The 12,413-nt window shown below is 59.7% G+C and carries 9 protein-coding genes and 4 pseudogenes; 6 read left to right on the top strand and 7 right to left on the bottom strand.

Annotated features, from left to right (window positions below; genetic code table 11):
• Positions 1 to 718, bottom strand: a 718-nt coding sequence (locus ABEA12_RS02270; protein WP_345466181.1) for a transposase, incomplete at its 3' end; no start/stop codon positions are given.
• A gap of 112 nt (positions 719 to 830) precedes the next feature.
• On the opposite strand from ABEA12_RS02270, the pseudogene ABEA12_RS02265 reads away from it, so the two are divergent.
• Positions 831 to 1,463, top strand: a pseudogene (locus ABEA12_RS02265) (DDE-type integrase/transposase/recombinase); the annotation flags it as partial.
• Between the two features lie 92 nt (positions 1,464 to 1,555).
• Here the strand turns inward: ABEA12_RS02265 and ABEA12_RS02260 are convergent.
• From ABEA12_RS02260 to ABEA12_RS02250, 3 genes are read right to left on the bottom strand one after another with little or no spacing between them, the layout of a single operon-like run.
• Positions 1,556 to 2,596 (bottom strand): tyrosine-type recombinase/integrase, encoded by a 1,041-nt coding sequence (locus ABEA12_RS02260; RefSeq protein ID WP_210100190.1) that lies wholly within the window; start codon positions 2,594 to 2,596, stop codon positions 1,556 to 1,558.
• A complete protein-coding gene (locus tag ABEA12_RS02255) occupies positions 2,593 to 3,552 on the bottom strand; it encodes a tyrosine-type recombinase/integrase (protein ID WP_345466177.1) in 960 nt (319 codons plus the stop codon). The genes ABEA12_RS02260 and ABEA12_RS02255 overlap by 4 nt, the downstream gene beginning before the upstream one ends.
• A gap of 2 nt (positions 3,553 to 3,554) precedes the next feature.
• Complete coding sequence (locus ABEA12_RS02250) at positions 3,555 to 4,766, bottom strand: site-specific integrase (RefSeq protein ID WP_210100188.1); 1,212 nt, start codon at positions 4,764 to 4,766, stop codon at positions 3,555 to 3,557.
• 163 nt (positions 4,767 to 4,929) lie between these two features.
• Here ABEA12_RS02250 and ABEA12_RS02245 point away from each other — a divergent pair.
• Together ABEA12_RS02245 and ABEA12_RS02240 are read left to right on the top strand one after the other, a co-directional pair.
• Positions 4,930 to 5,247: pseudogene (locus ABEA12_RS02245) on the top strand (integrase core domain-containing protein); the annotation flags it as partial.
• Positions 5,248 to 5,466: 219 nt separating this feature from the next.
• Positions 5,467 to 6,249: pseudogene (locus ABEA12_RS02240) on the top strand (transposase); the annotation flags it as partial.
• A 210-nt stretch (positions 6,250 to 6,459) separates the two neighbouring features.
• Here ABEA12_RS02240 and ABEA12_RS02235 read toward each other — a convergent pair.
• The 3 genes from ABEA12_RS02235 to ABEA12_RS02225 are packed head-to-tail and all read right to left on the bottom strand — an operon-like array spanning position 6,460 to position 9,681.
• Positions 6,460 to 7,479, bottom strand: a complete 1,020-nt coding sequence (locus ABEA12_RS02235; protein ID WP_210100187.1) for a tyrosine-type recombinase/integrase — start codon at positions 7,477 to 7,479, stop codon at positions 6,460 to 6,462.
• The gene (locus tag ABEA12_RS02230; protein WP_210100186.1) at positions 7,466 to 8,440 is read right to left on the bottom strand and encodes a tyrosine-type recombinase/integrase; all 975 of its coding nucleotides are present in this window, start codon (positions 8,438 to 8,440) and stop codon (positions 7,466 to 7,468) included. The genes ABEA12_RS02235 and ABEA12_RS02230 overlap by 14 nt, the downstream gene beginning before the upstream one ends.
• Entirely contained in the window at positions 8,437 to 9,681 is a 1,245-nt protein-coding gene (locus tag ABEA12_RS02225; RefSeq protein WP_210100185.1) for a tyrosine-type recombinase/integrase, read from the bottom strand. Before ABEA12_RS02225 ends, ABEA12_RS02230 begins: the two co-directional genes overlap by 4 nt.
• A gap of 250 nt (positions 9,682 to 9,931) precedes the next feature.
• On the opposite strand from ABEA12_RS02225, the gene ABEA12_RS02220 reads away from it, so the two are divergent.
• The 3 genes and pseudogenes from ABEA12_RS02220 (at position 9,932) to ABEA12_RS02210 (ending at position 11,939) form a co-directional block, all read left to right on the top strand.
• Complete coding sequence (locus ABEA12_RS02220) at positions 9,932 to 10,651, top strand: Mu transposase domain-containing protein (RefSeq protein ID WP_210100184.1); 720 nt, start codon at positions 9,932 to 9,934, stop codon at positions 10,649 to 10,651.
• A pseudogene (locus tag ABEA12_RS02215) lies at positions 10,648 to 11,397 on the top strand (ATP-binding protein). Before ABEA12_RS02220 ends, ABEA12_RS02215 begins: the two are co-directional and overlap by 4 nt.
• A gap of 134 nt (positions 11,398 to 11,531) precedes the next feature.
• On the top strand, positions 11,532 to 11,939 hold the full coding sequence (locus ABEA12_RS02210) for a hypothetical protein (protein ID WP_210100183.1): 408 nt from the start codon (positions 11,532 to 11,534) through the stop codon (positions 11,937 to 11,939).
• Positions 11,940 to 12,413 lie beyond the last annotated feature (474 nt).

Genomic DNA, 12,413 nt, shown 5'->3' with positions numbered 1-12,413 from the left:
TTGGTGGAACGTCCCGAGGAAATGACGAGTTCAACGGCTCCTGCCTTGAACTCTTCGGTAAATTTACGGCGATTCGACATGAAAACAATTCTCCTAAACCCTGTCTCAAATCACCATACGGGCGCAGATCATTAGTCAACGGGGCCGGTCTGGGGTTCTTCATGACACGGAAAATTTCCCGGCAGACGTAGCGCTTCAGGCAGCGGATGATTTCTTTCTTGCTCAGGCCGTCCTCGGTGCGCTTAACGACATACTCGCGCGTCCTGGGATCATTAGCCATGCGCACCAGCACGATGCGGTAGAGCGACGCGTTCGCTTGCCTGTCACCGCCCCGAGACAGCCTGTGGCGGTTCGTTTTCCCCGAAGACGCCGGCACGGGCGCAACGCCAGCCAGCGCAGCGAAAGCAGCCTCACTTTCCATGCGTTCCGGGTTGTCACCGAGAGTCACCAGCAGCTGGGAAGCGACCGTCGTACCCACGCCGTTGACGTCCAAAAGCTCCGGCGCATGGGTGGAAACGATGGCTGCCAGCTCGGCATCGGTCTCGATGATTTCCTCGCTCAGGAATCGGTGCCGGGTCCCTAACCGTTTCAGCGTCAGCAGGGTCCAGGGGTCTGGACATCGATAGCAGGGATGGTGGGCGGTGATTCGGGGATTCGTCGTGTTTTCAGGACTTTTGATGGCGGCAAGACTTTTAATCACTGTTATGTCGCAGGACATCGGTGACAGTTCTACCTCAACACATCGGTGACACAATGGCGGGTTTTGGTGGTGACACTTCCCGGAATCCAATAATTCGCCCGAACAGTGAGGCCCGGGCCAAGAATGATGGGTGAACAAGAATGAGCCAGTCAACGCCCGCATCCGCCTCGCAATAGCCCAATGGCCCGATGACGCACCACGCGGATCAGTCACCACGTTCTGCGCCGAGCATGAAATCACCCGCAAGACCTTCTACGCCATCCGCGCCCGAGCACGGGAGGAGGGCCAGGCTGCAGCCCTCGAGCCGCGCTCACGCCGCCCCAAGACCTCACCGGCAAGACTCCCCGAGGAGCGCAAGGACGAGGCCTTGGCGGTGCGTGCCGCACTGGATTCCTCCGGGCTGGACCATGGCCCGATCAGCGTGCACGACAAGATGGTGTCCTTGGGAATGCAGGCTCCGTCCCCGGCATCGCTGGCACGGATCTTTCGGGAAAGGAACGTGGCCCGCTCCGAACCGGCGAAGAAGCCCAGGGCCTCCTACCGCAGGTTCGTCTACCCGGCCCCCAACGCGTGCTGGCAGCTGGATGCCACCGAATACGTACTCACCGGTGGACGCAAGTGCGTGATCTTCCAGCTGCAGGACGACCATTCCCGCCTCGCCGTCGCCACCCACGTGGCCGACGGGGAAACCAGCGAGGCGGCACTGTCGGTCGTCAAGAAGGGCATCAAGGCCCACGGGGTGCCGCAAAGATTGCTCACAGATTAAGCCGAGGAAAACGCTAAGCCGAGAGTTGCCGATGTGGAGCCGGGTTTCCGGAGGTTATGAAGCTTTTCCTCGGCTTAGCATTTTGGTGGTTATCGGAGGGTATAGAGCTTTTGCAGGTTTTCTTCGCTGAGCCATTCCACGGTCGCCGGGGTGATGCCGGGTGTTGCCGCGTTCATCGCGTCCCTCATCATGTCCAGGGTGGCGAAGGCGTAGAACGCCGAGGTGGTGTTCGCGCTTTCGTGTCCGAGTAGTTGCATGATGATCGGCAGCGGGATGCCATGCTTGTAGAGGTCCATCGCCTTGGTCTTGCGGAACAGGTGGCAATTCAGCCTGGCGGGAATCGCCGGACAAGTTGTCCGGGCGATGTCCCCGGCCTTCTTGAGGATCGCCGCGACGCTGTCTTCCGAAAGGCGAGTCGGTTCGCCGTGGTGAAGGCTGTTGAACAGTGGTCGCGTGGCCGGTAGGGCCGCACGCCGGGGATGGAACTCGGCGAGATAGACCTTCAGGTGCTCGACCGTCTTGTCGCCCAGGGGCACCACGCGGCTCTTGTCCCCTTTCCCGGTGAGCGTCAGGTGCGCGGGTTTCGGCAGACTCAGGTCACCGAGGGTCAGAGCGGTGATCTCGCTGACGCGGGCCGCGCACTCGTAGAGGAGAATCAGCAGCATGTGGTTGCGCCGCGATTTCGGGGTGGAGCCGGTGAAGGCCGCAAGGATCGCGACGGTCTCGTTCTCCTGCAGGTATTCGATGGGCTTCTTCGCCGCGGCAGGGACCTTAAGCACCTTGGCGGATTCGTGCAAGGCCACCAGCCGGAGGTCCTCCTGGGAGGCGTAGCGCAGGAACGCCTTGACGGCGGTCAGACGGAGTCCCACCGTTTTCGGCTGGTAATGCTTGGTTTCCCGCATCCAGATCAGCCATGCCTTGAGGAACTTCCGTTCGAAGTGCTCGAAGCCGATGTCCTTGCGCTCGAGGGATTGCTCGTCCACGAGGTAGCCCACGAAGCATTCCAGGGAAATCCGGTAGGCCTCAATGGTTTTCGGGGACAGGTTCCTGACTTGGGGCATGTATTCGTGCAGGTAGTTCCGTGCGAAACCCCAAAAGTTGGGGGAGTCGGTCTTAGTGTCGCGTTTCATTCGAATCCCACCTCGGGAAGAATTCCCTGGCCTTCACGGACGATGTCGGCGTAGCCGTTCATGAAATCCGGGGATGTATGGATGTAGTAGAACGTGCTGTCCAGCGAGCCATGACCCATGTACCTGGCCAGGTAGGGCAGCATCGCGTTGACGTCGGTGCCTTCGGCCATCCACCGTTCGATGTTGGCATAGGCAAAGTGGTGCCGAAAATCGTACGGTCTAGGTTGTTTTCCATAGATGGGGTGCGGGAGCCCGGCTTGGTCCCAGATCCTGTGAAATGCATCGGTAATGGCTTCCCGGCGTACCGGGGTGCCAAAGGTGGAGATGAAGAAGGCCGTTCGGTCCGCGCCGAAGATTTCCCGGGAGGTCCTGTCGCATTCGGCCAGCACGTCTATGACCTGTCCGGTGAGAGGAAGCTGCCGGCTGCGGTTGCCCTTGGCCCAGCGAATGGTGATGGTCCCCTCGCCCAGGTTCACGTCTTCCGGCGTCAACCCGAGCACTTCTCCGGTCCGCAATCCGCACGAATGCATGAGCGTGAAGAACGCGGAGCCTTGCCACCTCCACGGCGACCGGATGACCAACTGTGCCGCGGCGTCGAAGAACCTGACAATCTCCTCGTTCGTCAGCAGGTATGGCTGCGGGCGGACATTGCCAACTCGCCATCTGTCCGACAAGACATAGGCATCAACGTTGCCGGTGGCGTGCTCCCAGCGGCCGAAGTCCCTGATGCAGGAGATCCACGATCGGCTGCCCTCCTGGTGGGAAGGAAGCCGCCAAACGACCCACCCCTCAACGGTGGCCCGATCAAGATTATCCAGGTTTCGCTCCGTGCAGTAGCGGTCGAAATTCCTCAGGTACCAAACCCTGGTGGCGCCGTGGAAGCCCATGTTCTCCTTGAACGCGAGGTAACGCTCCAGCTCGGGGGCAAACTTGCTGGTGAACCTGGGCCCGTTCACCGTCATGCTCCTGGGTGCAGTGCCGGTGGCAGGGGCAGGACGCATGCCCGCATGTGCTCGGCGTCGGTGGCGAGGTACGCATTGGTGGAGTCCGGGCCGCAGTGGCCAAGGACCGCCGAGATCGTCGGCAACGGGGTTCCCGCACGCAGGAGCCTGGTGGCTGCGTTGTGGCGCAGCAACCTCGTCCCGGCCTTCGGGCGGTCCAATCCCGCAGCGATGAAGGTTCGCTTGGTCACTTCGTAGATGGAGGCGTGGTCCGAGAACTCGGTGTGGGGCGCCCACGTCCGCAGGAACACGTGGTCGTTCCGGATATCGGGACGCTCGGTGAGGACATACTCCGCAAGCCGGTCGGCGATGGCCGGCAGCAGGGGAAGGGTCAGCGGATTTCCCGTCTTTTGCTGCACGATCCCGATCGTCGATTCCCGCCAGTTGATGTCCCCCAACCGCAGAGCGATCAGGTCGCACGCGCGCAGCCCCGTCACCAGCGACAGCAGGGTGATCGCCGCGTCCCGGGCCGCAACAGGGCCCCCGGTGCAGGCCTGGAGAACAGCCCGTTCATCCTCGTCGCTCAGGGTTGGAATGATCCTGTGATGGCGTTTGGCGTTGGCCAAGTCCAGGGCTTCCTTCAGGTCGTCGCGGTCCAGGAATTTCAGGAAGGCCCGCAGATTGAGGACCGCCGACCACATCGACGATTCAGCCCAGCGTCCCCGCAACGATTCAAGGAACTCCAACACGCTGGCACCCCCGGCTTCCCGAAGCGACGTCACCCCGTGCTCTTCCAGATAGAGAAGGTACCCGCGAGCCTCACGGTCATAAGAGTTCCGGGTGTTCAACGCCAGATTGCGTTGCCCCATCTCAACGGACCAATCGGCCAGCAGCTGACAAAATTCCTCGGACCCCGGAGTGGCCTTGCCTCCGCCGGTCCGCATGATGGATAGATCCACCGAACCGGTCAACACATAGGAATCCAGCACTCTCACCAACCGGCCGTACGCCTTTCGACGCTGGTTGCTGAACCTGCCGGTCCGCGGGCTCGTGGTCATCGAGGCGAATTCCGCCCCGAGCTCCACGGTGTATTGGCCATCCTGTTTCCGGGCGAGCAGCACCAGCCTCTGGATCCACTCGCGATATTCGCGAATTGTCGTCTCCGCGTATCCGGCCGCTGCCAATGCGGTGAGGACCTGCTCGCCAACCTCCGTAACCGTCGCTTCCATGACGTCTTCCCTTCGCTGGGTTTGTGGATACGACGAAGGTAGCGCCAAAATCAAGGCAAAGCGCTAAGCCGAGGAAAAGCTCCATAACCTCCGGAAGCCCGGCTCCACATCGGCAACTCTCGGCTTAGCGTTTTCCTCGGCTTAATCTGTGCTAAGGCGAATTCGCCTTAGCACAGACAATGGAGCCGCTCTCAATCCCACTCGCCGCGGCATCGAAGGCAAGCTGGTCACCTACGTGTCTTCGCTCGGAGTCAAGGTCATCACCGGAAAACCGTACAAGCCGACGACCCAAGGTAAAAACGAGCGTTTTCACCAGACCCTCTTCAGGTGGCTCGACAAACAACCCCTGGCGGCAACGCTCCGGGAGCTACAAGACCTGGTGGACCGGTTCGACTTGATCTACAACACTGAGCGTCCGCACCAAGGGCTTCCGGGGCGCATCACCCCGCAACAGTCCTGGGCTGCCACCGTCATCGCCGAGGCGCCCCGGCCACAACTCGTCCCTACGTTCCACCCAGCTCCCGCGCCCGTGCCGACGGCACTGAATATTGGCTTCTGTGGGCTCCACCTGTGGCCCGGGTCAGCACCACCACCCAGAAACCCGACTGGGATGGTTGAGCACCACCTCTGGTGTGTTTGAGCACCACCTGTAAGGCTCCTTCCACCATGTGATGGCCACCCGGTGGAAGGAGTACCGATAATGGTACGTAAGATCAACGCGAAGCTGGTGTTGCAGCTACGTAATCAAAGCCTGTCGCGAAGAGCGATTGAGTCCGCTCATAAGATGTCTCGGCACAGCATTCAGGCAGTTCTCGATGCGGCGGAGTTGGCAGGGCTTGGGTGGGATGACGTCGCCGAGATGTCAGAGGCCGGGGTATATGCGGCATTGTTTCCCGGCCGCGGGGTCCGGGAGAGCGTATTCGCACAACCGGACTGGACTCGGGTACACACCGAGTTGGCGCGTGTTGGGGTGACGTTGAAGCTTTTGCACCAGGAATATGTCGACACAAGTTCCCGCGCAGGGCAGGCGGTCATGAGTTATGACCGGTTCTGTCGGCTTTATGGCGAGCACGCTGCCGTGACCGGGGCGTCGTCCCGGGTTGGTCACAAGGCCGGCCGTAGCATCGAGGTGGACTGGTCCGGGCCCACGATGCAGCTGCTGGATTCGACTACGGGTGAGTTCTCGAAGGTGTATTTGTTCGTCGCGTGCCTGCCGTTCAGCCGATATGCGTTCGTTGAAGCGAGCTTGGATATGGCTCAGGGGTCGTGGCTGCGCGCTCATGCGGCCATGTTCGCATTCTTCGGCGGCAGCGTTCCACGCCTGGTGCCCGACAATCTGAAGACCGGGGTGATTTCTCACCCTCGTGAGGGTGAGATCGTTCTGAACGATTCCTACCGTGAAATGGCGGCGCATTATTCAGCCGCGGTATTGCCGGGCAGAGTTAGGGCTCCNTTGAGATCAAGCAGCCGTTCCTGCACCGTCTCGTTGAGTTCCTCGAACGAAGTCCAAGTCTCGTTGGCGAGGTAACCGATGACGCGGCTCTCCACGGCCTGCACCATCCGCTCGACATGGGCCTTGTCTTTTTAATCCCGAATTCGGGATTAAAAAGATTATTCCGAGCATTCCGTTATCCCGAGCAGTCGTCGGTATTCCTTTGATCAACCGGAATCCGTGCGCCCTTCCTCGGGATAACTATTTGAGGCCGGCGAGTCGGAGAATCAATTCATCGGGTCCCTTCCAGATCGGGGCAGGGTCGGGAGTTCTGCTGGCTGCTTTCTGGATGGCTTCGCGCACCATTTGGTTATCTGCCGAGGCATAGATTTCGGTGGTGGAAATGTTCGAATGACCCAGGAATTCCTTGATATGTGGCAAGGGTACCCCGGCACGCAGCATCTGCATTGCACGCGCGTGCCGCAGCTGGTGGGCATTCACATGCTCGGGAACTTTGGGGCATTGCCCCTGGACGATGGCCGCATACTTGTTGAGCATGTAGGCGACGTTGTCCTGGCTCATCTGGTGCTGTTCTCCTGCCCAGACCGTATAGAAAAACCACGCATCAGTGTCGATCGGGTTCGGATGGAACATCTTCAGGTACTGCTCAACGTGGCGTCCCGTCTTGTCCATGATCGGCACCGTTCGCGTCTTTCGCCCCTTGCCGGTCAGCGTCACCGCGCCGCCTCCGGGCGTGGTGACGATGTCTGCAGGGTGCAGGTCCAAGACTTCTTGGATGCGCGCGGCGGCATCGAACATCAGCAAGATCAACAGGGTGTCCCTCAGCCCGTGGCGGGTTTGTTGCCCCGGCGCGCGAATCATCGCCTCCACCGCGGGCATGCTCAACGCATTCGGGACATGTTCCGGTGCGCGTGCCGGGCGGACCCTTTTGACGTCCAACCAGATCGCAACCAGTGCAGGTTCCTCTCCGGCACAGTACGACAAAAAGGACTTGACGGCGGCGAGCCGCTGATTCGCCGAGGAAGCACCCAAATGCCGTACATCCATGAGCCACGAGATGAACTCAGACATACTGCTGTAGGTGATCGCGTCGAAACCAACCTGCTCCAGCTTCAAGGACCGGGTTTCGCCCAGAAACGCCAAGAGGGTGTTCAAGGCCGTCTTGTAGGAACGGATCGTGTGTGGGCTGAGTCTGCGCGACCGGGGCAGATAGCTGGTCAACCAGCTTCGCACCAGGGCGAAGAATTCATCGGATTTCATGGTGTGCCTCCGGGAATATGGATTCAATGCTTGTGTTGGCGATGCCGCGCAGCTCGGGGTGGAAATCGGCGGCCAGATGGAAGTAATACCAGGTATCTTCCGTGTTGCTATGCCCCAAATGTAGGCTTAGATATGCGACCAGCACTTCCGGGCTTCGCCCTGCGAGCACCCACCTGTTGATCAGTTCGACCACATGCGCGTGGCGCAAGTCGTAGGGCCGCGGCGGTGAGCCGGGGCTCGCCACGATCAGGGAGCCGGCGGCATCCAAAAGCTCATGGAACCAACGGTTCGGGGTGTCTTTGCTGTAAAAATTTCCCTGATGGTTGGGAAAAAACGGTATCCGGTCCGGGTGAAAGGGGTTGATCGCGTCGTCATAGCGTCGGGCATACTCCTGAAAGTCTGGTGACAGAAATACCATCCGGTCCTTGTGCCCCTTGGACTCTCGGATCAGCACCGAACCATGGGCCATATCGACATCATTGCGGTGCAGCTTCCTCGCCTCACCCGGACGCAGACCCAGGCAATAGAGCATCCGGAACATCACCGGAATGATCAGCTGCCGCTGTCCACCAAACGGCGAAATCTGGATCGCATCGGCGGCATCAAAAAGTGCCCGCAACTCCCGGTGGGAGAAGATGTGTGGACGGTAATGGACCTGCCGTCCGGGAATGCCTTTGGGGATGACATAGGCTTCGACTCCCAGCGACGCCATGTATTTGGCGAGCTGCCTGACCGGGGTGATCCGTCGCATCTGACCGTTGACGTGCTCATTCGGGCGTTTCACGACCCATTCCATGGCCATGGCCTTCGATAAGGTGCTCTGGGTTGGATAGTGGAGGGAACATATGGCGTCGAAGGCCAACAAATGCCGTTCAGAGGTCTCATAGGGCAGTCCCATCGCATGCTTGAGCTCCAGCAACCCCTGAAAATGAGGGGCCAAACCACTAACAAACCCGCTCATGACTGTGCTCCTCGCGGTTCGATCCCCACAAAATCAAGACAGCATTCGCGCATGTGTACCTCGTCAGCAGCCAGATAGTGCTTGACCGAGGAAATGCCACGGTGGCCCAACGCCCCGGAGATGACGGGCAACGGGGTATCGCCTTCCAGCATGCGGGTCGCAAAGGATGTCCGCAGCACCCGAAAACCGTGGCCCATCCCGGGATCGAAACCGACGCCCGTCCGGGCAAATGCGCTAGAAGCCATGTGATGCAATCCGTTTGACGGTGCAAGGGCAACGTACGGGGCTTGGGTCCTCAGGAATACGTGCTCGTCGTTGACCCCGGTGGGCCTGTCATGGAGCAGGTAGTTGGCGATGGCTTCTCCCACATCAGCCAAGAGCGGCAGGTTCAGCACCACGCCAGTCTTGCGTTGCACCAGAGTTATTTGTCCTTGTCGCCAGTCGATATCCTGCAGGCGTAGGGCCACGATGTCGACGGGGCGCAACCCGGTGCGCGCGCCCAGCAGCAACATGGCACGGTCCCGGATTCCGGTGACGGTATCCGGGTCGGGCGAGCTTGTCAGCATCTCGATCTTCTCGGAGGGCAGCACAGAAACATGCCTCACGCGCCGTGAAGCGCCCCTCGGAACTGACCGAGAGAGCCCCGAGCATCCTGCGGACTCTTCAAGAAAACGACATAGCACCCGAACCGCCGAGAGCACCGTCCTCATGCTGCCAGGATGGTAACTTTCTGCCAATGAAACCAAAGCGGAAGCCACCTCTGCACCGCCCAAGGCCCGAAAGTCCGTGATTCCTCGACTTTGCCACGACGCCAATGTTCGCCGAGCGATAACGGCATACAGATCCTGAGTGTCCCGGGCTAGGCCTTGATGGGTCAGCCACGCTTCGAAGTAGTCCTGGACCGGGCGAAACACAGTATTGAGCCCAGCGTTCGGGGAAGCCTGCTTCGATAGTTTCCACCGGTAAGTGCCGGTGTGGTTGACCTCCGCTAACACCAGTGCTGACTTGCGCAGGAGCTTGTATTTCCATTCCTTGAACCGGCCCTCATCTCGTTCCGTGGCCAGGAACCGCAGGTACGACGCCAGAGCTTCGTCGGTGAACTCGGTCATGCCATTTTCGGAACAGAACACTTCGAACCGGTGCCACGCCCACCGGTACTGCATCAACGTTGAAGCTGCCTGATTGAGCCTGAGGATCTCTGTGTCGGCTTTAGAGATCAGCTCGGCAAGGGGGATTTTCATTTCTTCCTCACCTCAATGTGAATACGGATAGGGGTGAGTCAGCTTAATCCCGATTCGTTATCCCGAGGAAGGGTGCACGGATTCCGGTTGATCAAAGGAATACCGACGAATGCTCGGGATAACGGAATGCTCGGAATAATCTTTTTAATCCCGAATTCGGGATTAAAAAGATAAGGCGAGCGTAGAAAACACGGTCTCACATGTGGCAACGTGGGTTATCGCGGGGTTGAGGCACGAGGAGTTCACGTCTTTGGCGCAGTTGCGCACCAGGGTCAGGGAACAAATCGATGCCTATAACCGGGAACCGTTCCAGAAACGTGCCGGATCCCGGCTGAGCGTGTTCACCACCGAGGAACTGCCGCTGATGCAACCGCTGCCAGCTGTTGCCTTCGAGATCAGCACGTGGACTTATAAGCGCAAGGTGAACAAGAACGCTCACGTTATCTGGGCGAGGAACTTCTATTCCGTTCCCTTTGGCCATATTGGCGGCCATGTTGACCTACGCGTGACGGACACTGTGTTGGAGGTCTATCGGGGTGATGAGCGCTTGACCAGCCACCTGCTACTGCCAGCAAGCACGGTGAATCAGTATCAGACGAATGACGCGGATATGCCCGAGGGGCGCAGCTGGCAGGCTTGGGACCGGATACGGATCGAGGACTGGGCCGCGCGGATGGGCCCGGCCACGGTGACGGTGATCGGCAAGGTCTTCGAGGCAGCCTCCATCGAGGAGGCCGGTTTCGACCCAGCTTTGGCAGTGCTGCGCCTCTCACGACGGTTCTCCCCGGCCCGGGTCGAAGCGGCCTGCGAGTTGGCGTTACGCGGGCCGATTCACTCTCCCCGTTATGCTCACTTGCGGCCAATTCTCGACACTGGGCAAGACAAAACAGGGCTCGTTCCTGATGTTTCTGAGGCAGAAGAAGGCGGATATGTCCGCGGCAGCGCCTACTACGCCGGTGGCACCCGATGAGCCGGTTGGATGGGGAAACCAAACGGAAGCTGCGCGAAATGAATGCTGGGGAGCTCTTGGAGGCGATTGACAGTCAGGATGAGACGCTCAGCATCGGCATGCCGTTCGAGGAGCGAGTGCGGTTAGTCGTTGATGATGCCTATGACAGCTTTACGCATTCCAAAGTCGAGGGCCTGATCCGGAGGGCGGGGCTGCGTTACCCGAACGCTGATCTGCGTCGTATCGACCTGCTCGATGAGCGTCGTCTCAACCGAGAACTGCTAACTCAGCTGGGCACCTGCTCCTTCGTCAACCGACAGCAGAACGTTGTCTTCCAGGGATTCACCGGCTCGGGGAAATCGTATTTGTGATGTGCTATCGCCAAACGCGCTTGCGAAAACCGCATCAGGGCTCACTACGTGCGAATGCCCGACCTGGAGGAGGCTTGGGTCGCCGCGCAAGACAGTCCCGGAGGGTCCGGAAAGTTCCTGCGCAAGTATGCCGCGTTCACGATGCTCGTCGTTGATGAGTGGTTATTGGACCGGCCAACGGAGTCGATGCGCGGCATGTTGCTGGAGTTGATGGAGCGCCGCTATGGCGAAACGTCAACGGTGTTCTGCACCCAGTATTCGCAGAAGGACTGGCACCAGCGACTCGGTTCCGGTGTTCACGCGGACGCGATCATGGACCGTATCATCCACAACACAGTCTGGGTCGAGACCGGGACCTACAACATGAGGGAGCATACTGCGATGACCAGCGTGTAATCCATGATTGAGGGCACCAGTGGTTCCCAGCCACACCACCACTGGTGCTCTCCGGCACGATTGGTGGTGCTGAACCGCACGATTAGGTGGTGCTCAAAGCATCAAATACTCAGGCACCGACGCGGGACGAAACGGTGGCGAGCACCACCGACACCGAAACGCCGAAAACCGGCACCGACACCGGCACCGACACCGGCACCGGCACCGGCCAGAATGTCGGCCTTGGCCTGGAGGCCACCACGCGCGAGAAGATCAGCGGCACCGTGCCCCACCCGGCAGACAGCGGCAACCAAAAGATGCGGGTCTACTCCAACGGCGTTGTCAAGATCGGCAAGACCACTTACTCCTTGACCAAACGGATGAGAGGTCAAATAGTCTTTGCCCTCTGGGATTCCCAAGGCGTCATGTTCGCCAACACCGACGGTGAGATCATCGCCGAATACCTCTGGCCACCGGAAGGCACCGGATACGTTGGCGCCGGCCAATCCCTCACCCGCTTTCGCCAGACGCCCCTGCACATGGAACTGTCACCGATGTCCTGAGAGATCGACTGTCACCATTGTCCTGAGGCAGAACTGTCACCGATCTCGGGAGACATCACATGATTAAAAGTCCTGCCGCCATCAAAAGTCCTGAAAACACGACGAATCCCCGAATCACCGCCCACCATCCCTGCTATCGATGTCCAGACCCCTGGACACATGACGCCAAAACGTGTGACTACGTCGAGAAACGCCGTGCCGAAGGTAAGACCGACAAGGAGATCCGGCGCTGCGTCAAGCGCTACCTGGCCCGACGGGTTTTCAGGATTCTGGCTACCTCGACTCGTGCGAAAAGAGTTCAGGAAGCCGCTTGACAGACATAGAAGAGTCCAAGTGCGTGGAATGGATGCTAAATAGCGTCTGAAGGTACCGCTGTTCTGACGAATTGGTACGGGCCCATCTGTGTAGTTGGTACTGAGATTCTGGGCAGACGGTACTGCGTTCTGTCGTTGTCATATTGGCCAGGAACCCTCC

The organism is Paeniglutamicibacter antarcticus, assembly GCF_039544305.1.
Taxonomy (GTDB): Bacteria; Actinomycetota; Actinomycetes; order Actinomycetales; family Micrococcaceae; genus Paeniglutamicibacter; species Paeniglutamicibacter antarcticus_C.
Note: the sequence above shows the minus strand (reverse complement) of the source record. Positions and strands in the feature narration are given on the sequence as shown.

Coding starts and splice junctions, on each gene's coding strand:
- ABEA12_RS02260 (WP_210100190.1), bottom strand. CDS start 2,596: ATGAAACGCGACACTAAGACCGACTCCCCCAACTTTTGGGGTTTCGCA.
- ABEA12_RS02225 (WP_210100185.1), bottom strand. CDS start 9,681: ATGAAAATCCCCCTTGCCGAGCTGATCTCTAAAGCCGACACAGAGATC.
- ABEA12_RS02235 (WP_210100187.1), bottom strand. CDS start 7,479: ATGAAATCCGATGAATTCTTCGCCCTGGTGCGAAGCTGGTTGACCAGC.
- ABEA12_RS02230 (WP_210100186.1), bottom strand. CDS start 8,440: ATGAGCGGGTTTGTTAGTGGTTTGGCCCCTCATTTTCAGGGGTTGCTG.
- ABEA12_RS02250 (WP_210100188.1), bottom strand. CDS start 4,766: ATGGAAGCGACGGTTACGGAGGTTGGCGAGCAGGTCCTCACCGCATTG.